Source organism: Vibrio sp. E14, assembly GCF_020515785.1.
Lineage (GTDB): Bacteria > Pseudomonadota > Gammaproteobacteria > Enterobacterales > Vibrionaceae > Vibrio > Vibrio diabolicus.
In genome coordinates this window covers 116997-135965 of the sequence record NZ_JAHPJI010000007.1, presented here as the reverse complement: position 1 = coordinate 135965, position 18969 = coordinate 116997, and the positions used below count along the sequence as shown (strand labels likewise).

Annotated in this window: 19 protein-coding genes; 8 read left to right on the top strand and 11 right to left on the bottom strand. The window is 45.0% G+C overall.

The window, feature by feature from the left end; all coding sequences use genetic code 11:
- Positions 1 to 144 precede the first annotated feature (144 nt).
- From minC to minE, 3 genes are read left to right on the top strand one after another with little or no spacing between them, the layout of a single operon-like run.
- Positions 145 to 807 (top strand): septum site-determining protein MinC, encoded by a 663-nt coding sequence (gene minC, locus LIX84_RS18315; protein WP_048626138.1) that lies wholly within the window; start codon positions 145 to 147, stop codon positions 805 to 807.
- Positions 808 to 824: 17 nt separating this feature from the next.
- Positions 825 to 1637 carry a septum site-determining protein MinD gene (gene minD / locus LIX84_RS18310; protein ID WP_005388331.1) on the top strand — a complete coding sequence of 271 codons (813 nt, stop codon included), beginning with the start codon at positions 825 to 827 and terminating at the stop codon, positions 1635 to 1637.
- A gap of 2 nt (positions 1638 to 1639) precedes the next feature.
- Positions 1640 to 1903: a cell division topological specificity factor MinE gene (gene minE / locus LIX84_RS18305; protein WP_005396037.1), complete on the top strand. Its 264-nt coding sequence runs from the start codon at positions 1640 to 1642 to the stop codon at positions 1901 to 1903.
- Between the two features lie 78 nt (positions 1904 to 1981).
- On the opposite strand, the gene rnd is transcribed toward minE, so the two are convergent.
- The 7 genes from rnd to LIX84_RS18270 form a co-directional block, all read right to left on the bottom strand.
- A complete protein-coding gene (gene rnd / locus LIX84_RS18300; protein WP_226421913.1) occupies positions 1982 to 3100 on the bottom strand; it encodes a ribonuclease D in 1119 nt (372 codons plus the stop codon).
- A 79-nt stretch (positions 3101 to 3179) separates the two neighbouring features.
- A complete protein-coding gene (gene fadD, locus LIX84_RS18295) occupies positions 3180 to 4871 on the bottom strand; it encodes a long-chain-fatty-acid--CoA ligase FadD (RefSeq protein ID WP_005382216.1) in 1692 nt (563 codons plus the stop codon).
- Between the two features lie 106 nt (positions 4872 to 4977).
- Complete coding sequence (locus LIX84_RS18290; protein WP_226421912.1) at positions 4978 to 5832, bottom strand: alpha/beta fold hydrolase; 855 nt, start codon at positions 5830 to 5832, stop codon at positions 4978 to 4980.
- A gap of 6 nt (positions 5833 to 5838) precedes the next feature.
- Positions 5839 to 6396, bottom strand: a complete 558-nt coding sequence (locus tag LIX84_RS18285; protein WP_226421911.1) for a Slp family lipoprotein — start codon at positions 6394 to 6396, stop codon at positions 5839 to 5841.
- Positions 6397 to 6437: 41 nt separating this feature from the next.
- Positions 6438 to 6743: a chromosome partitioning protein ParA gene (locus LIX84_RS18280; RefSeq protein ID WP_226421910.1), complete on the bottom strand. Its 306-nt coding sequence runs from the start codon at positions 6741 to 6743 to the stop codon at positions 6438 to 6440.
- A 60-nt stretch (positions 6744 to 6803) separates the two neighbouring features.
- Positions 6804 to 7505 (bottom strand): tRNA (adenosine(37)-N6)-threonylcarbamoyltransferase complex dimerization subunit type 1 TsaB, encoded by a 702-nt coding sequence (gene tsaB / locus LIX84_RS18275; RefSeq protein ID WP_226421909.1) that lies wholly within the window; start codon positions 7503 to 7505, stop codon positions 6804 to 6806.
- Positions 7506 to 7534: 29 nt separating this feature from the next.
- Positions 7535 to 9475, bottom strand: coding sequence for an ATP-dependent DNA helicase (locus LIX84_RS18270; RefSeq protein WP_104971401.1), 1941 nt, complete (start codon positions 9473 to 9475; stop codon positions 7535 to 7537).
- Positions 9476 to 9693: 218 nt separating this feature from the next.
- Between LIX84_RS18270 and purU the strand changes: the two genes are divergently transcribed.
- The 3 genes from purU to LIX84_RS18255 all read left to right on the top strand — a co-directional run bounded on the left by purU (position 9694) and on the right by LIX84_RS18255 (position 12724).
- Positions 9694 to 10527 carry a formyltetrahydrofolate deformylase gene (purU, locus tag LIX84_RS18265; protein ID WP_005382206.1) on the top strand — a complete coding sequence of 278 codons (834 nt, stop codon included), beginning with the start codon at positions 9694 to 9696 and terminating at the stop codon, positions 10525 to 10527.
- A 207-nt stretch (positions 10528 to 10734) separates the two neighbouring features.
- The gene (locus LIX84_RS18260) at positions 10735 to 12351 is read left to right on the top strand and encodes a trypsin-like serine protease (RefSeq protein WP_226421908.1); all 1617 of its coding nucleotides are present in this window, start codon (positions 10735 to 10737) and stop codon (positions 12349 to 12351) included.
- Positions 12352 to 12355: 4 nt separating this feature from the next.
- A complete protein-coding gene (locus tag LIX84_RS18255; RefSeq protein ID WP_226421907.1) occupies positions 12356 to 12724 on the top strand; it encodes a hypothetical protein in 369 nt (122 codons plus the stop codon).
- Between the two features lie 72 nt (positions 12725 to 12796).
- On the opposite strand, the gene LIX84_RS18250 is transcribed toward LIX84_RS18255, so the two are convergent.
- Positions 12797 to 13393, bottom strand: a complete 597-nt coding sequence (locus tag LIX84_RS18250; RefSeq protein WP_226421906.1) for a VOC family protein — start codon at positions 13391 to 13393, stop codon at positions 12797 to 12799.
- 220 nt (positions 13394 to 13613) lie between these two features.
- Between LIX84_RS18250 and argS the strand changes: the two genes are divergently transcribed.
- Together argS and LIX84_RS18240 are read left to right on the top strand one after the other, a co-directional pair.
- A complete protein-coding gene (gene argS, locus LIX84_RS18245; RefSeq protein ID WP_170892663.1) occupies positions 13614 to 15347 on the top strand; it encodes an arginine--tRNA ligase in 1734 nt (577 codons plus the stop codon).
- A gap of 126 nt (positions 15348 to 15473) precedes the next feature.
- Entirely contained in the window at positions 15474 to 15902 is a 429-nt protein-coding gene (locus LIX84_RS18240; RefSeq protein WP_012842045.1) for an HIT family protein, read from the top strand.
- A 93-nt stretch (positions 15903 to 15995) separates the two neighbouring features.
- Here LIX84_RS18240 and LIX84_RS18235 read toward each other — a convergent pair whose 3' ends face one another.
- The 3 genes from LIX84_RS18235 to LIX84_RS18225 are packed head-to-tail and all read right to left on the bottom strand — an operon-like array spanning position 15996 to position 18726.
- Complete coding sequence (locus LIX84_RS18235) at positions 15996 to 16226, bottom strand: FeoC-like transcriptional regulator (RefSeq protein ID WP_005396058.1); 231 nt, start codon at positions 16224 to 16226, stop codon at positions 15996 to 15998.
- Positions 16223 to 18499, bottom strand: a complete 2277-nt coding sequence (gene feoB, locus LIX84_RS18230; RefSeq protein ID WP_226421905.1) for a Fe(2+) transporter permease subunit FeoB — start codon at positions 18497 to 18499, stop codon at positions 16223 to 16225. Before feoB ends, LIX84_RS18235 begins: the two co-directional genes overlap by 4 nt.
- Positions 18499 to 18726, bottom strand: a complete 228-nt coding sequence (locus tag LIX84_RS18225) for a FeoA family protein (protein WP_005382190.1) — start codon at positions 18724 to 18726, stop codon at positions 18499 to 18501. Before LIX84_RS18225 ends, feoB begins: the two co-directional genes overlap by 1 nt.
- Positions 18727 to 18969 lie beyond the last annotated feature (243 nt).

Below are 18969 nucleotides of genomic sequence, written 5' to 3'. Positions count from 1 at the left end.
GTCAAATTCTCGCAAACTTAATAGCAAATTTGAGATTAATTCACCTATTTGCCCACGAGAGAACTTGCTGCGTCAAAGGATGAAATATAACATGACAGACCTAGTTTAAGGCAACGCTCTTTCAATAAAGGCAAGAAGTCCACGATGACCCATTCACCAGACCTTAAAGGTAGCAGTTTTACATTGTCAGTTTTACACCTTTCTGACAATGAGATCGCAAAGACTGTCGAATTTTTGCAAGAAAAAGTTTCTCAAGCACCTTCTTTTTTTGCATCCGCGCCTTTGGTAATCAATATAGCAAAAGTACAAGGCGACATTGATTTCCCTAAGCTTAAACAAGGCATCTCAGATGCTGGTTTTATTCCGGTCGGTGTAACGGGCAGTAAAGACAAGCGTGTACAAAATCTTGCTTCCGAAGCTGGCTTCGCCATTATGTCGGCAAGCAAATCACCAAGCCAGGCGCCAGCCAAAATGGCACCAACGAAAGTAGTTCGCACGCCTGTTCGATCAGGACAACAGATCTACGCGAAAGATGGTGATTTGGTGGTGTTAGCGCACGTAAGTGCTGGTGCTGAAGTCATCGCTGACGGCTCTATTCATATCCATGGCACACTTCGAGGCCGTGCGATTGCAGGCGCAAGTGGTCAGCAGGAAGCGCGTATTATTTGCCACGATTTACAGGCAGAACTGGTATCCATTGCGGGTGACTACTGGTTAAGCGATCAAATTGAAAGCGAGTACTGGCAAAAGAAAGTAATGATCAGTAAAGCCGATGAATCATTACATTTAGAAGTTCTCGCGATTTAATCTAAAAAGGAAAAAAAATGGCACGCATTATTGTAGTAACGTCTGGTAAAGGTGGCGTTGGTAAAACCACTTCAAGCGCAGCCATCGCCTCTGGTCTAGCTCTGAAGGGAAAAAAGACCGCGGTGATCGATTTTGATATCGGTTTGCGTAACCTCGACCTAATCATGGGCTGTGAGCGCCGTGTCGTGTATGACTTTGTAAACGTCATTAACGGCGAAGCGACATTAAACCAAGCGCTGATCAAAGATAAGCGCACGGACAACCTATTCATTCTTCCTGCTTCTCAAACTCGTGATAAAGACGCACTGACAAAAGATGGTGTTCAGCGTGTATTCGGCGAACTTGATGAAATGGGCTTTGATTTCATTATTTGTGATTCACCAGCAGGTATCGAACAAGGCGCATTGATGGCCTTGTACTACGCCGATGAAGCCATTGTCACAACGAATCCAGAAGTCTCTTCTGTGCGTGACTCTGACCGCATTCTCGGTATTTTAGATTCTAAGTCCCTGCGTGCAGAACAAGGGCTAGAGCCAGTAAAACAGCACCTGCTACTGACTCGCTACAACCCATCTCGCGTCACTCAAGGCGAAATGCTAAGCGTTGAAGACGTAGAGGAGATCTTACATATTCCACTACTGGGCGTGATTCCAGAAAGCCAAGCCGTGCTTAACGCGTCAAACAAAGGTGTGCCAGTCACTTTTGACGATAACACCGATGCAGGTATGGCTTACTCTGACACCGTTGATCGCTTATTAGGCAATCAGGTTGAATTTCGTTTCCTTACTGAGGAGAAGAAAGGACTCTTTAAACGACTCTTTGGAGGCTAGACATGTCATTATTAGAATTTTTCCGTCCACAGAAGAAAACTTCTGCGAATCTAGCTAAAGAGCGTTTGCAAATCATTGTTGCTGAGCGCCGCAGCCAAAATGATCCAGCGCCTTCTTACTTACCTCAATTGAAAGAGGACATCTTGAAGGTGATCAGTAAGTACGTGGCAATTGATCCAAATATGGTTGACTTAACATTTGAGCACAAAGACGACGATATCTCAGTTCTTGAGCTCAATGTGAAGCTACCAGACGACGAGAAGTAAACCACTTTTCCTCGCGAGATTGAATGCTCAGATTTGAATGAAAAAGGTTGGCACCGAGGCCAACCTTTTAAACTTTTATTACTTTAATGCTTTGTTCATCTGGTCGCCGAGTAGATCCAAACGCCACCCTTGCATCAAGTCAGGCAACACTTCTGGATCGCGATATTTTTTCCACACCCAACTGATCAGCTGATTGATCTGCTTTTTAGAAGCAAGGAACTCCGTCGCTAAGCCAGACTTCTGCGACGCCGATTTCACTATGTCTTTCATATTTTTGAAGACTTGTTTGTAACCTGGATAATCCATTAAGCGTTCAATTTTCGCTGGATACTCTTCAGAAGGTGTTTGCTTCGCTTGTTTAACAATCGCGGCAATCTTCGCGCCATGGCGGTTAATCGCTCGGATATCAATATCTTCCGCTTCCATCTTCTTAAAGTTCGTTAAGCCAAGACGAGCGACTGTTAATAGGTCACCTTCTTTGAAGATAAAGTTCAGCGCTAAATCTCGTTTGATTGCTTCACGATAACGCCACGTCGCCAATGGCTTTAAAATCGCCAGTTCAGAAGGTTTTAACTGCCAAGCACCTTTAATATCAAGGTAGGCATTCTCCTCATTAGTGACGCGAATGCGTTTTGAAACCAACAAATCACTTTCTTGTTGTACGGCTTCCCACCAACCTGCTTGCGTCACCTTATCGAACAGCTTTTCGTATAACGGTAATAAGTAATGCACGTCTGCAGCAGCATAATCTAATTGCTTTTGCGTCAACGGTCGAGCCATCCAGTCAGTACGTGATTCACTTTTGTCGAGCTCTACGCCTAAATATTCTTCCACCAGCGATGCGAAGCCTGTTGATAGACCGTGACCAAGAAAGGCCGCCATCAACTGTGTATCTACCATAGGGAATGGAGTGCAACCAAATGCGTTTTGGAAAACTTCTAAATCTTCACCGCAGGCATGCAGCACTTTTAACACGGAAGTATCTTTTAATAGCGCTACAAACGGCGTCATATCCGTTAATTCGGTCGGATCAATCAGCGAGAGGCGATTACCATCGAAAAGCTGAATCAGACCTAACTGCGGGTAGAAAGTGCGAATACGGACGAATTCGGTATCCAGCATCACTACATCTGCCTCTCGGGCGTGAATGCAAACTTCTTCTAGGTCTTTGTTTTTGGTAATAATTTGATAATTCACATACTTCTCGCTATAAAAAATGCCAGCAAAACGCTGGCATTCTATCATTTTTTAAATCTCTCGACTCGACGAAATCGGCTTATGCGCTTTTCTTCGCGAGTTCAGCGTCATTCTCTTCGCGTAAAACACGACGCAAGATCTTACCGACATTGGTTTTAGGTAAGTCTTCGCGGAACTCAACCAACTTAGGTACTTTATAGCCAGTTAAGTGTTCTCGACAATGCGCGATCACTTCGTCTTTGGTCAAGCTCGGATCGCGTTTCACGACATAAATCTTCACTAATTCACCAGACACTTCATGCGGCTGACCAATAGCAGCAACTTCAAGTACTTTGCCGTGTAGTGCTACAACGTCTTCGATTTCATTCGGGTAAACATTAAAGCCTGATACTAAGATCATGTCTTTCTTACGGTCAACGATATGCAGGAAGCCTTCGTCATCGAACTTAACGATGTCGCCAGTTGATAGCCAACCGTCTTCGTTAATCGTGTCTTTCGTTGCTTCAGGTCGTTGCCAGTAACCTTGCATAACCTGAGGGCCACGAACTTGAAGTTCACCAGTTTCAGTATTCGCAAGAGCGTTGCCTTCTTCGTCCACGATACGAACTTCTGTTGATGGTACCGGCAGACCAATAGAGCCATTGTATTCAACAAGATCATGCGGATATGCCGCCACCAACGGAGAACACTCTGTTAGACCGTAACCTTCGAGCAAATAGCAACCCGTGGTCTTTTGCCATCTTTCTGCCACTGAGCGCTGCACTGCCATGCCGCCGCCAACGGCTAAACGTAGATTACTGAAATCCAACTCGTGGAAATCTTCATTATTGACCAATGCATTAAATAAGGTATTCACGCCCGTAATCGCGGTAAACGGATGCTTTTGTAGCTCTTTCACGAACCCTGGAATATCTCTAGGGTTGGTAATAAGTAGGTTACGGCCACCCATTTCGACAAACAGTAAACAGTTTACGGTAAGAGCAAATACGTGATACAGCGGTAACGCTGTCACGACTAACTCGCGCCCCGGAGATAAAACCGGTCCGTACGCGCCTTTTGCCTGTAGAACGTTCGCAATCATGTTGCGGTGAGTCAGAATGGCACCTTTCGCGACGCCTGTCGTCCCCCCCGTATATTGCAGGAATGCAATGTCATCCCCAGACATAAACGGTTTAACGTATTGTAGACGACGACCTTTACGTAGAGCCTGACGCATTGAGATCGCACCAGGTAAATCGTACTTAGGCACCATGCCCTTAACGTACTTCACAACAAAATCGACAATCGTACCTTTCGCTCGTGGCAGCATTTGACCAAGGCTGGTTAACACCACGTGTTTAACTGGTGTTTTATCGACGATTTGTTCTAGCGTGTTCGCAAAGTTAGATACAATCACAATCGTCGTCGCACCTGAGTCATTCAATTGGTGTTCAAGTTCACGAGGAGTGTAAAGTGGGTTAACGTTTACGGCGATACAACCTGCACGCAAAATACCAAACAACGCCACTGGGTATTGCAGTAGGTTTGGCATCATCAGAGCAACGCGGTCGCCCTTTTGCAGTTTTAACTCGTTTTGCAGATACGCTGCGAAAGCGCGACTACGCTCTTCCAATTTACGGAAGGTCATAACCGAGCCCATGTTCATGAATGCCGGTTGGTCTGCATATTTTTGTACAGACTGCTCAAACATTTCTACCAAAGACTCATATTGCTCTGGATTAATGGTTTCAGGTACGTCACTTGGATAACGTGAAAGCCATGGTTTATCCACGATGTTACTCCTCGTTTATAACTGGCTAAAAAATAGCGTCCTTTTTATTTTGAAAGCTATTACAGCACAGCGAACGTGCTTGAGCACGCAACTCTCAAACACTTGTTTAAATTTTGTTAACTACACCAAGAATTCGCGTTGCGACCTCGAGTATTTGCTCTAAATGACAGTGATGACCACCCTTGACAGAAACCACTTGCGGCGGGTTCTCTCCCCAATCAGCTTGGTTAGATGGTAAATTCTGAAATCCTTGATCGCCTAATACGATCAAATGAGGACAACGTATTTGGCTGGTAATCGAGTTAGCATGCGCTTGCGCCATTCGGTAAAGCGACGCACATTTTAACTTGGCGTCATGCCGCCAATACCATTTATCTCCTCGCTGCTCCGTTCCTCGCTCGACTATCGGCAGAAGCTGCTCAGCGGTTAATTGGTTGGCTTGCACGCGTAATTTTAACGCCAGATCGAAGGAGGCAATGGCTCGCTCTGGCTTGTTTTGCTGTCTTATTCGACTTAAAACGCCATCGCGAAGACGAGGCAAACTGTTAGTAGGATCTTCAGTAAGAGGTCCTGCTCCCTCAATTTGCACAAGAGCTTCGACCTGCTCTGGAAACGCAGCACTATAGCAACTTGCGATTAAAGCACCAAGTGAATGCCCTACTAATATCAGTCTGTTTGGTGATAATTCGTCCAACAGCTGATATAAATCGGCAATATAGTCGTGAAAGGGATAATAATTATCGTGAGATTTATGACTCGATAAACCGTGACCAAAATGGTCGATAGCAAGGAGGTGTAAGTGAGGATTAAGTTGGTTCAACTGCTCCATGAGCGCTTTAAAGCTGCCCGCATTATCTAACCATCCATGAAGAAAAACGACTGACAAGTCAGCCGTTTTTTCGTTCCCTATCTCTAGGGCTGCCATTTTTCCGACAGGAAGCTCGAATTGACGCTCATGCATCGCAGATTATTTGACCTGTTTTATCACTTTACCGTCTTGTGGGAAATCATTACGCCACATGCGGCAGTTAATCGAGTAACATGGGTAAAAGTAGGTTGGCGAGTCATACATGCGTACACGTTCTTCAATTTTCCATAAACGGTAGCCTTGCCCCTTAATGATCGGGAATACGTATTCGTGCTCACCAATCTTTCCTTCTTCTTCTCCGGCGCCTTTACCTACAACCGTCATCAAGCGACCTTCACTAAAGGCAACAGGCTCTAAATAACCATCAAAATAGGCAATAAATCGTCCCGTTGGCTCTTCATCAATATCCGGTTTACCAGATTTACTGATTGGTAGGTTTACGATTTCTAGACGGGTTTTATCTTTGAAGTTATCCACTTTAGCGATGATTCCACCAAGGCGAACATCTTCACTCACTTGCCCCTGAGACTCAGCAAAAGCTTTATAGTCTGTAACGACCAATTCTGTGCTTGCATTTAGCTCCTCTGGCAACGAGCTACACGCAGACAAACCAACCGTAGCAAATAATGCGAGAAAAAACCGTCCAAAAACCTTCATAAACCACCTTTCAATATTAGTAACCCCAAGCTGGGGAGATCTCACACGTAAATATCGACACCAAGTAATTGAGCCAGTTCCTCTTTTTTAGTTCGATTCATGACATCCATGTACTGCTCCATTGCTTTACGTGCGCTCCCTTCAGGAAGGTCATATTGCACTTGAGCTCGGTGAATTTGGGACTCATCCACGTGTTTTATGGAGTGCGCCACAGCGTTAGCAACCTTTGAAGGCTGACCTACAGGCTGCTTTGTTTGTGATTTATTTACCTGCTTCTTTTGACTGGCTTTATTAGTGCGATTTGCACCAGTGATCAGTGAAGGAGGCAAGCCATTAATCGACGCCATAACGCTCCATAAAAATACAGGGCAAATGCCCTGCTTTTTGTCAGGTTAATGAAAAACGGATTATTCGCGGCCCGGAAGTTTTTTCCATGTCACATTATCGCGTAGATAAACTGGGCTAGAATCTTCGACCGGCACGGTATTACCCTTTTTAAATTCTTGTTCAGCAAGAATCACGATGTCTTGTGAATCAGGGTACAGAACGTCACCATGCGTCAAATTAAACGGTAGGTCTGCTAATACTTCTTGGTAGGCATCCCAACCAGTACCTGCTGTCGTCCACGTTTTGTCGTCTGCTTGTGCTTCTTCAACGAGACGTGCTGGTGGAATTACGCACTCTGCATCCATCCCTGCCCACTCACCGTTTGCTTGGCGAGTGTAACGTGCCCAGTAAACTTCACCCATACGTGCATCAATGGCCACAGCGACATCGGTCACGCCATGTAAGCGATAGCTACCTTGAGCCATTGCAGCCAACGTTGAAACGCCGATCATAGGTAAGTCAGCGCCGAACGCCAAACCTTGTGCGATACCAATACCGATACGAACGCCAGTAAAGCTACCTGGACCACGTCCAAACGCTAACGCATCTAGCTCTTGTAGAGTCAGGCCAGCTTCTTTTAGTACTTCATCAACCATTGGCAGTACTTTTTTGGTGTGATCGCGTGGTGCAACCGCGCTACGTGAAATCACTTGATCATTAGCCAACAACGCAACTGAACAGTTTTCAGTCGCTGTATCGATAGCAAGAATTTTTGCGCTCATTTAACTCTCTACAACTCTCATTTATTGGGTTATGCCTCAGCACTTGCGTCTGTGACAGATTGTTCTACTTTCAGGAATGCTTTGATTCCATCTAAGTCTCGCGTTCTTGGGATAGGTGGTAGGCTTCCGAGGAAAATACCACCGTAGTCTCGCGTGACAAGGCGATTATCACAAATGATCAACGCACCGTGATCCTTCTGATCTCGAATTAATCGCCCTACTCCCTGCTTTAACGTAATCACTGCATCCGGGATTTGTACTTCAGCAAATGGTTCACCGCCACGTAATCGACAATCCTCGATACGGGCTTTGAGTAACGGATCGTCAGGGGCGGTAAACGGTAATTTGTCGATAATAACACAGCTCAGCGCATCACCTCTAACATCAATCCCTTCCCAGAAGGCGCCTGTCGCCACGAGTAAAGCGTTACCCAGTTCCATAAACTCCGCCAAAGTTTTCTGCTTACTCATCTCCCCTTGCATTAACACAGGCAGCTCAAGTACTTCTCGGAACTTCTCACCTAGTTCACGCATCATGCTGTGCGAGGTACATAAAAAGAAGCAGCGACCATCATTTTCTTCAATCACCGGAGCAAGCATTCGGACTAACTTATCCGCTAAGCCGTTACTGTTTGGCTCTGGCAAATACCTTGGCACACAAAGGCGCGCTTGTTTTTGATAATCAAAGGGGGACGGCAGAGAAAATTGCTTTGTAGGCTTGAGGCCAAGGCGCTCAGTAAAGTGCTTGAAGTCGCCCGATACGGCTAGGGTTGCTGACGTGAAAATCCACGCGCCTTGTTTAATCTCTATTTGCTCATGGAACTTGTCCGCGACAGAGAGAGGCGTAATGTGCAAAGCAAAATGACGAGGCGAGGTATCGTACCAGTATGAGTAGCCGGTAATATCGACATCACAGACACGGTCGATGCGGCCTTTGATCAAATTTGCTCGTTCAAAGGCGGTATCCAGTAATTGACTGCGCCCTAAGGCTATTTTGAGTACATCAATCGCCAATTCGAGGCTGTCAGTTAAGCGCAATAATTCTCGCTTAATAGAACCTGATTGCAACGCCTCACGCCAGTTGCCACGAAAGCCTGGCTCACCCAATACAATCCGCATGTCCATTGCGCTTTGCATGAGTTTGTCGCCCACTTTTTGCAATTGACGCATATCTTTGGCTTCGGTGCGATAGGCTATTTCAATGTCTTTGGCAAGATCGTGAATTTGGCGGCTTGAAACTGACTGGCCGAAATATTCGCTCGCAATATCTGGCAACTGATGAGCTTCATCAAAAATAAACACATCGGCTTCTGGAATCAGTTCACCAAATCCTGTTTCTTTAATCGCTAAATCAGCAAGAAACAAGTGATGGTTCACTACAACAATGTCGGAATCCATGGCTCGCTTACGCGCTTTCAATACAAAGCAATCAGTGTAGCTCGGACATTCTTTACCTAAACAGTTATCATTGGTTGAGGTGATGGTCGGAATGATCATGCTGTCTTCTGGTAGATCATCACAATCCCCAAGGTCACCTGTTTTGGTTTCTGATGACCAAGCACGCACTTTAACCAGTTGAGTTAATAATGTCGGGTCAGATTCATTAGTGTGGCTTTCGACCATTTGGCGGCTCAAACGATCCAAACACAGATAATTAGAACGCCCTTTTAATAACGCCACTTGGCCATAAAAACCAAGCGCATTGACCATGAGCGGTAAGTCACGATGGTACAACTGCTCTTGCAAGTTTTTCGAGCCTGTACTGATGATCACTTTTTTACCGCTTAACAGCGCAGGGACTAGGTAGGCGAAGGTCTTACCGGTTCCGGTTCCTGCCTCCACCACCAACTGGGTTTGATCTTTGATCGCACTGCTGACGGCTTCCGCCATATCGATTTGTGGCTGACGAGCTTGAAAGCCAGGAATGGCCTTACCTAACGCGCCATCAGAGGAAAAAGTTTTTGCGATCATGCTTGGTATTGAGTTTGAAAAATTATCGAGAGTATATCAGAGGAATAGGAGTGACATCAGCCCACAATCTGACCAGCTTGCGGCGACACGCGGATATTTTGTTGAAACCAACGTAAGAATAGATTATTTATGGTGAAACATGGCAGTACAGTTACACCCGCTAGGGAATAATAACAAATTCGTACGCTAAAATATTAATGCATGGAAGTACCTGATTTATGGAAAAGAAAACACTGTTGACCCACTGTTCTGACGCCCCGGGTCTCATCTCGAAAATTACTAATATCTGTTACAAGCACCAACTCAACATCGTTCACAATAACGAATTTGTTGATAATACCAGTGGCCACTTTTTCATGAGAACGGAGCTGGAGGGATACTTCAACGATCAAACGTTTCTTGCCGACTTGGACCAAGCTCTCCCGCAAGGTGCTAAGCGTAAATTGGTTGGCTCTCGCCGTAAGCGCATCGTCATTCTCGTCACAAAAGAAGCGCATTGTTTAGGCGATATTCTGATGAAAACCTACGATGGAAGCCTAGATGTTGAGATCGCCGCTGTGGTGGGGAATTACGACAAACTGCAAACTCTCACTGAGCGCTTCGACATTCCTTACCACCACGTGACCCATGAAAACCTTAGCCGTGAAGAACACGAGCAGAAGATGCTAGAAGTGATCGATCAATACGATGCTGACTTTTTGGTGCTAGCTAAATACATGCGCGTATTAACGCCGACGTTTGTTGAGAAATATCACCACAAAATCATTAATATTCATCACAGCTTCTTACCTGCTTTTATTGGCGCGAAGCCATATCAACAAGCTTACGATCGCGGTGTGAAAATCATCGGTGCAACAGCACACTTCGTGACTAATGATTTAGATGAAGGGCCGATCATCAAGCAAGACGTAATTCCTGTCGACCATACATTCAATGCCCAAGATATGGCGCAAGCGGGACGCGATGTAGAGAAGAACGTATTGAGTAAGGCTTTGAATAAAGTGATCAATGACCACGTCTTTGTTTATGGGAATAAGACAGTGATCCTGTAATCCCTCCGTACTAGTTACAACGATAGTGAACCCCGTCCAACTTGGCGGGTTTCATCTTTTCAGAAGATCCCCCCCTCCAATTCTAACCATCAAAGTTAAACCGATACGTTATAATTTTTCATTTCTCTACAACTATTTACTGAGAGAATGATTCCGTTTATCATTTGTCCTCCTTATAATAAACCACGTTAATATTACGGAATTAAAATGAAAAAAACGTTAGTGGCTTTTCTGATTGGGCTGACTTTACCAGCAACCACAATCGCAGATACTCTTGAGCCTGTTCAGAATGATGTATCCACTCGCATTATCGGCGGCGAACCTGCCAACACTTCCGACTGGAAATTTATTGCTTCACTGGTACGTAAAGGACAACCTACATCTATTGGTCACTTTTGTGGTGGCAGTTTCCTAGGTGGAAAATACGTATTAACTGCTGCGCACTGTGTGGAAGGTCTTAATGCGGATGATATCGATATCGTTCTTGGCCTTTATGACCAAAACAACGAGTCTCAATCGCAGCGTATCGCTGTTAACAATATCTATTCACATAATGAATATAACCGCAATACAACGAACAATGACATCGCTCTTATTGAATTAGAACGCAATATCGATAGCGCAACTATTGACCTGGCAACGCCAGAACTTTTAGATAGCGTACGTGTGGGAGACAAGTTGCACGTGGCTGGATGGGGAAATACGTCCACGACAGACCGAGTATACCCAACCGTTTTACAACAAGTTGATTTGGAATACGTAGATCGAGCTACCTGCCAAAACCTACCAGGAAACTACTCTAATGTATCAGATGACGGCATTTGCGCCGGATACTATTGGGGAGGTAAAGATAGCTGCCAAGGAGATAGCGGCGGTCCGCTCATCGTTGATGATAACGGCATCAACAAATTATTAGGGGTGGTCAGTTGGGGTGATGGATGTGCTCAACCAAATGCTTATGGTGTTTACGCAAACGTCGCTCATTTTCAGCATAACGGCTGGATAGATAGTCATCGTAATACTATCAGCTACACTCAGTATCGAGATCTTCATTTCGTTGAGCGAAAAGCGCAGCAAGAGACCTTTACTATTCGTAATGACGAGGTGAATACGCCAATCAACATCACGGGCGTTACCCTAACAAGCGGAATCAGCCTCGCCAAAAATACCTGTACTGCGACACTGGCACCATCTCAGAGCTGTCAAATTACGGTAGGCTACTACCCAAGCTACTCGCACTCAGTTGAAACGATTGAAGTCTCTACTGATCATCCGAAACTATCTAAACTTTCGACTACCTTAATATATAGTGGTATTGACAAAGCAAGCAGCTCATTGAGCAGTGCCGTTACGCTAGCTGGCGCAAACGTGTACACTAATGAACACGCTTGGACCGCTGAAAATGGTGAACTTCAATCAGCAGACATGGGAACATCTGCTGACGCATCCATCTTGTATTTAACCGATCTTCCAAAAGGCAAACTATCAATGGACTTTAAAGTCTTGTCAGATGGTTTCGATGTTTTTGTCGTTTACGTCAATGGCCAAGAGTATGACTACACTCGCCAGCTTCTTGAGTACAATGAACTTTCTATCGATCTTTACAGGAAGTCAAACACGGTTACTTTTGCTTATCTGAAAAACTACGAGTTTAGCGGTGGTTACAACGCGCAAGCGTATATTCGCAATATCAAGATGTCAGTTAGTTCAGATAACACTAGCGAGAGCAGCGTAACCAAAACATCGAGTTCAGGCGGCAGCCTCTCAATTAGCCTATTAATGTTGCTAGCTGCAGGTCCTTTCCTGCGTCGCAAAAAAGGATAACAAGATGCAATATATACTCAAAACAATGCTGCTTGGTTTGAGCTCAATCAGCTTAGTCGCTTGCTCGGCAAATACAGAAACGCAGCAAGGTCTAGAGTCTGAACATCAAGCCGTCATGGTTGAAGCGTACCGAACTAGCGATAGTCAAATTTCATTTATCGCCGAGTCTAATGGCTGCAGTAAGAACGATGACTTTAGCTTAAAAATAGAGCAAAACTCTTCAACGGAAGCCCTGCTCACAATCGTCAGGAACAAAGTGGATCATTGTAAACGAATGCCGTTTCCAAAGACTTTCACACTAACTCTAGACGAAGAGTTGAAAGGCAAAAAGCTTTCCATTACCAACCCAAAAAGCAAGTCACCGGCTAAATAGTGATTCGCTTACGAAAGGGAGCCTCGGCTCCCTTTTTGCCTCTCGCAACTCAGCAATTTTCACTCTAGCGTTTTACGCCTGCTCAGACTCCACAATACGCTTAAGTGAATGCGGGTGCAGCTTGATACAAATGCCTTGGTACTTAAACGCCACGGTTGGGTTGTTCAAGCGTTCGCCTTCCCCTTTCGGGCTCGACAATTTGCTCTTTACACCCAGCTCTTTTAACTCATCAAAACGCGCGCTAAACGCTGGGTAAGTGTGTTTCAAATCAGCAAGAAACTCATCTGCGGTTTCGGCATGAGACGGAATCACAAACTCCACATGTTCCCAGCTTTCATTTGGGTAGATTTTGCCTTCCGCAGGGTATGGCAGCTCCAGACACTCAATCTTCCAGCCACGGCTTTCCAACGCTTTGTCGAATTCGATAACGATGATTGGGCGACCGTTTATTTTCGCTTGTGAAATCACCTTACCGTATTGATTCCATGCTTCATGCGCGGCTTTCGCTGTTTCAGTATCATTAATACGCAGCGCAATATGGTCAGCTTGAGCAAAGCTCAGATCCAGTTTTAACAGGGTTGCAAGCTCTTCAATCTTCGCCATAAATGCGTCCAGATCTTGGATCATCAATTCAGGCGTTAGGCGCTTTTCAACTAGTTGAGTCGTCATTGTGGGTCTCTTATGGGGCGATTTATCTCATTACTTTGAGCGCAATAGTAAACGCAAACTAAGCCACATTTCCATTCAATCGAAAAAGTAAAAATTTCGCCTATTCATCTCTGTATGAAAAGCAATAAAGTTGTTATGATTAGCCCCATTTTTGTGAACTCTAACAGAGCTCGGCGTACATTTTGCCGAGTTCTTTGTCCTTGAATTGAAGGAAACGCGTGTGAATATCCAAGCACTTATTAATGACAAAGTATCTCAGGCTCTAGAAGCCGCTGGCGCACCTGCAGGCAGTCCTGCAGCCGTTCGCCAATCAGCAAAGCCACAATTTGGTGATTACCAAGCAAACGGCGTAATGGGCGTTGCTAAAAAACTGGGTACTAACCCACGAGAATTTGCACAGAAAGTACTGGATGTTCTAGACCTAGATGGTATTGCGAGCAAAACAGAAATCGCTGGCCCTGGTTTCATCAACATTTTCCTAAGCGAAGAGTTCCTTGCGAAACAAGCCGACGCGGCGCTAACAGACGAACGTCTTGGCGTAGCTAAAGAAGAAGCGCAAACCATCGTTGCCGACTACTCTGCACCAAACGTAGCAAAAGAAATGCACGTAGGTCACCTGCGTTCAACCATCATCGGTGATGCAGTGGTACGTACGCTTGAGTTCTTAGGTCACAAAGTGATCCGCGCGAACCACATCGGCGACTGGGGTACTCAGTTCGGAATGCTTATCGCAAACCTTGAGCGTGTACAACAAGAGTCTGGCGAAGTTTCTATGGAACTTGCGGACCTTGAAGGCTTCTACCGTGAGTCTAAAAAGCTGTACGATGAAGATGAAGAGTTCGCAGTAAAGGCGCGAAACTACGTGGTAAAACTGCAAAGCGGTGACGAGTACTGTGCAGAAATGTGGAAAAAACTCGTTGATGTAACCATGATCCAAAACCAGCGCAACTACGACCGTCTAAACGTGTCACTGACTCGTGACGACGTAATGGGCGAAAGCATGTACAACGACATGCTTCCTAAGATCGTTGCAGACCTAAAAGAACAAGGCCTTGCCGTTGAAGATGATGGCGCGCAAGTTGTATTCCTAGATGAATACAAGAACAAAGATGGCGAACCAATGGGCGTTATCGTTCAAAAACGCGATGGCGGTTTCCTATACACAACAACAGACATCGCATGTGCAAAATATCGTTATGAAGAGCTAAGCGCAGACCGTGTGCTTTACTTCATCGACTCACGTCAACACCAGCACCTAATGCAAGCTTGGACGATTGTTCGTAAAGCGGGCTACGTGCCTGAGTCTGTATCTCTTGAGCACCACGCGTTCGGCATGATGCTGGGTAAAGACGGAAAACCATTCAAGACTCGTGCGGGTGGTACCGTTCGTTTGGCAGATCTTCTGGATGAAGCAGAAGTTCGCGCAGCACAGCTGATCGAATCTAAAAACCCTGAACTAGATGCAGAAGAAAAAGAGAAGATCTCTAAAACAGTTGCAATGGCAGCGGTTAAATACTCTGACTTATCTAAACACCGTACGACTGACTACGTGTTCGATTGGGACAACATGTTAGCGTTTGAAGGTAACACAGCACCATACATGCAATATGCATACACTCGCGTAGCTTCAATTTTCGCTAAAGCTGGTGTTGCTATGGATGCTCTCCAAGGTGACATCAAAATCACTGATGAGAAAGAGAAAGCACTTATTGCTAAACTTATGCAGTTCGAAGAAGCGGTGCAATCTGTTGCTCGCGAAGGCCAACCACACATCATGTGTAGCTACCTATTCGAACTAGCAGGTCAGTTCTCTAGCTTCTACGAAGCGTGCCCTATCCTAGTTGCTGAAGACGAAGCAGTGAAACAAAGCCGTCTGAAACTAGCTGCGCTAACAGCGAAGACCATCAAGCAAGGTCTGTCTCTACTGGGTATCGATACTCTAGAGCGTATGTAATCCGCTTTTACGTAGTTAGCTTAAGTAGCACAAGCTAAATGATGACAAAGGTTGACGTGAAAGCGCCAACCTTTTGTTTTATCTGTCGTATACTAATTCAAACTAAAAATTAATCGGACAGCAATAATGAGTTTTGAACTTCATCCTCAATTGGCAAAAGACACTTCGGTGATTGGTCACTTCCCACTTTGCGTCGCGCTTCTTCATAAAGATAATGCTGTGCCATGGGTTATCTTGGTGCCTAAACGCGAAAATTTGAAAGAGCTACACCACTTGCCAATGCAAGAGCAACAACAGTTTTTGCTCGAATCTCAAGCGGTAAGCCAAGCACTCGAAGCGACATTCCGCCCAGACAAGTTAAACCTTGGCGCCCTAGGTAACATGGTGCCACAGCTGCACATTCACCATATTGCGCGCTTTAAAGACGATATGGCATGGCCAGGACCAGTTTGGGGGAATACAAAAGGAGAGTTTCGTACTGACGAAGAACAAGAAGAGATTCTTAACCGAATTCGTAATGTGTTGTCGTTAAGCTCTATCTTCCGTAAAGCGTAACCGTTATATAACTTTTAATTCAGGTAGAAAGTAAAAAGCCGCATCATTGCTGATGCGGCTTTGTTGTTTGTGCGCGATGGTTCATTGCTCCTACTACATGGTCACGGTAAGTGACAAACCATCGTGCTTTGTGACTGCATAGCGTATTCGCGTTATATGATGAGCTTTATTTGTATCTACCAAGCGAGAAATGCGACCTTTGTTAATCCATACACTTAACATGGCGTCTGCACCGTCTTCACTCATTCCGAACTGTTTTGCTAGCTCAGATTGGGAAACCGTTCCTTTTTCGGCAATATATTGATAAAGCTCTTTTAAAATCATACGACTTGCGCCTCTAATGCACCGTTTTGTTTCTTACCAACTTGTTTGAACACACGGTATGTGCCAAAGAAGATAGCTACGATCACAGCCATCCAAATACCACTTGTTACTGGGCTATCTGCGAAATGCGTCAATTGGTTGTAGAACGTCGCACATAGGTAAGCCAAGCCCATTGTCCAAACCGCGATAAAGCGTGCGAACTTATGACCAAACTCACGTACGTAAGCACCCATCGCCGCCACACAAGGTGTGTACAGTAGGATAAAGATTAGGTAAGCAAATGCGGCATTGCCAGAAGCAAACTGCGATTTGATGTTACCGAAGATAGAAGCATCGACTTCTTGTTCTTCTGCAACAGCATTCGAGTCAGTTAAGTCACCCACTTCAATGCCTAGTGGATCTGAGTAGCTCAGCCCTGCTAGGTTTTCAGGAATGCTCATCACCGCTTCTTCTAGGCTACCCATAAGATCAAATTCTGCATCCTCTCCATCGGTTGGCGTAGTATATAAGCTGTTCAATGTGCCCACGACTGCCTCTTTCGCGAAGATACCAGTAATAATACCAACCGTCGCTGGCCAGTTATCCTCTTGAATACCAATTGGTGCAAACACTGGCGTCACAACCTGAGCGGCTTTTGATAGAACCGATTTATCACTGTCTTCATTACCGAATGTACCGTCAGTTCCTAGCGAGTTGAGGAAGCTCAAGATAGCAACAACCACTACGATGGTTTTACCTGCACCCAATACAAACCGCTTAAGTTTTTGCCAAGTTTTGATCACCACGTTTTGTAGCGTCGGAAGCTCATAGTCAGGCATTTCCATCACCAAGCTATCACTGCTGCCAGGATACAGCGTGTGCTTGAGGAACAAACCGGTAAACACCGCGGCGACAATACCAAGTAGGTAAAGTGCAAACACAATGTTTTGACCAGAGCCTGGGAAGAAAGCGGCAGCAAATAAAGCGTATACAGGTAAGCGAGCACCACATGACATAAACGGTGCCATCGACGCAGCCAACTTGCGCTCACGCTCTTGGTCTAGCGTGCGCGTTGCCATTATTGACGGAACGTTACAGCCAAAACCAAGAACCAAAGGGACAAACGCTTTACCCGGCAAGCCGATTTTCTGCATCACTTTATCAAGCACAAACGCGGCGCGTGCCATGTAACCCGAGCTCTCAAGCACAGCAAGGAATAAGTACAAACACGCAATGACCGGGATAAAGGTCGCAACTGTTTGAATACCGCCGCCTAAACCATCAGCAATCACCGTAACTAGCCATACGGGGAGGTGACCATCTAATAAGTGGTGTCCACCATCAACCAGCAATGCGCCTACACCAATGTCAAAAAAGTCGATAAATGCACTACCGATGTTAATCGAGAACATAAATATCAAGTACATAACCACAAAGAAGAATGGGATCCCAATCCACTTGTTCAAAATAAACTGGTCGAGTTTTTCGGTCACGCTACGGCTTAATTTGCCTTCGCTTCGGCGAACTTTTTTACACTGTTCATGCAGGTATGTGTACTTGGTATCCGCGACATGCAAATCGATATCCAAGTCTAAAGTCGCAGTGACTTCCAATACTTTGCTTCTATCAATATCGGAAAGGCTATTGAGAACCATCGTGTCTTTTTCAAGCGCACGAATCGCTAATGCACGATGGGCGACGGTTTGATCGTTAAAAAGTGTGGAAACAGTTTGAATCGCCGACTCCATCTTTTCACCGTAATGCAAAGATAGCTCTTTAAGCGCGACCCCTTGAACGATGGACTTATGAAGTTTTTCTTTAAACTCTGCAACTTGAGTTTTATTGGTTGCAGATAAACTTACTACAGGACAACCTAATGTTTTCTCAAGCTCTGAAACGTTAATCATTTGACGTTCACGTTTTAGTGCATCCATTTTGTTGAGAACAACAATCATAGGACGGCCAAGTTCGCGAAGTTGTAACGTCATATATAAGCTGCGCTCTAAACTCGTGGCATCAACCACGTTGATAATGAGATCGGCAGGATGAGTTAGAACCGCACGCGATGCAATGGATTCGTCAATACTATTGCTATCATTACCACTGTCTAACGAGTAAATACCAGGAAGGTCAGTGAGCAAAAACTCGTCACCCGCATGTTTGAATTGTCCCGTTTTCTTTTCAACGGTGACGCCTGCCCAGTTACCAACTTGCTGTTTTGCGCCAGTCAAACCATTAAATAGCGTCGTTTTACCACTATTAGGATTACCTACGGTAAGCACTTGATATTGCATTACACTCGCTCCACTTCAATTTTCTGAGCAATGGTTTCTCGCAATGCGACAGACACACCACGGACTTCGACTTGTAAAGGATCGCCCATTGGAGCACGTCGAATCACTTTGACTTCTGTATTGGGAAGCAGCCCCATTACCATGAGTTTCTTTCTGATATCTGATGAAAGACCATCTAACAACCGAATCGTCACCGTATCGCCAGGATTAATCTCTGATAACTTCATAGTGGCCCTTAAGAGTATTGCTAATGAGAAATATTATTATTTAATAAGTTTAGGCTGCCAATATTACTCTCCTATAACCCTTCAATCCTTGTGTGAAATCAAAGATTTCATAAATGTTTTCATGCTTTCAAACGTCAACTCCGTAAATTTCCTCTCGTTATTTACGTCAAAATTAACAATTAAAAATCACGACCAATGAAATAAAAATGTCACAAACAAATGGTAAAGATAAAAATTTCCACA

Bases quoted from the DNA above. Each gene is read 5' to 3' on its own strand.
- LIX84_RS18250 (WP_226421906.1), bottom strand. From the start codon at position 13,393: ATGACGACTCAACTAGTTGAAAAGCGCCTAACGCCTGAATTGATGATC.
- LIX84_RS18260 (WP_226421908.1), top strand. From the start codon at position 10,735: ATGAAAAAAACGTTAGTGGCTTTTCTGATTGGGCTGACTTTACCAGCA.
- purU (WP_005382206.1), top strand. From the start codon at position 9,694: ATGGAAAAGAAAACACTGTTGACCCACTGTTCTGACGCCCCGGGTCTC.
- LIX84_RS18270 (WP_104971401.1), bottom strand. From the start codon at position 9,475: ATGATCGCAAAAACTTTTTCCTCTGATGGCGCGTTAGGTAAGGCCATT.
- LIX84_RS18290 (WP_226421912.1), bottom strand. From the start codon at position 5,832: ATGCATGAGCGTCAATTCGAGCTTCCTGTCGGAAAAATGGCAGCCCTA.
- LIX84_RS18280 (WP_226421910.1), bottom strand. From the start codon at position 6,743: ATGGCGTCGATTAATGGCTTGCCTCCTTCACTGATCACTGGTGCAAAT.
- LIX84_RS18225 (WP_005382190.1), bottom strand. From the start codon at position 18,726: ATGAAGTTATCAGAGATTAATCCTGGCGATACGGTGACGATTCGGTTG.
- feoB (WP_226421905.1), bottom strand. From the start codon at position 18,499: ATGCAATATCAAGTGCTTACCGTAGGTAATCCTAATAGTGGTAAAACG.
- LIX84_RS18240 (WP_012842045.1), top strand. From the start codon at position 15,474: ATGAGTTTTGAACTTCATCCTCAATTGGCAAAAGACACTTCGGTGATT.
- LIX84_RS18235 (WP_005396058.1), bottom strand. From the start codon at position 16,226: ATGATTTTAAAAGAGCTTTATCAATATATTGCCGAAAAAGGAACGGTT.
- LIX84_RS18255 (WP_226421907.1), top strand. From the start codon at position 12,356: ATGCAATATATACTCAAAACAATGCTGCTTGGTTTGAGCTCAATCAGC.
- minC (WP_048626138.1), top strand. From the start codon at position 145: ATGACCCATTCACCAGACCTTAAAGGTAGCAGTTTTACATTGTCAGTT.
- minE (WP_005396037.1), top strand. From the start codon at position 1,640: ATGTCATTATTAGAATTTTTCCGTCCACAGAAGAAAACTTCTGCGAAT.
- minD (WP_005388331.1), top strand. From the start codon at position 825: ATGGCACGCATTATTGTAGTAACGTCTGGTAAAGGTGGCGTTGGTAAA.
- LIX84_RS18285 (WP_226421911.1), bottom strand. From the start codon at position 6,396: ATGAAGGTTTTTGGACGGTTTTTTCTCGCATTATTTGCTACGGTTGGT.
- tsaB (WP_226421909.1), bottom strand. From the start codon at position 7,505: ATGAGCGCAAAAATTCTTGCTATCGATACAGCGACTGAAAACTGTTCA.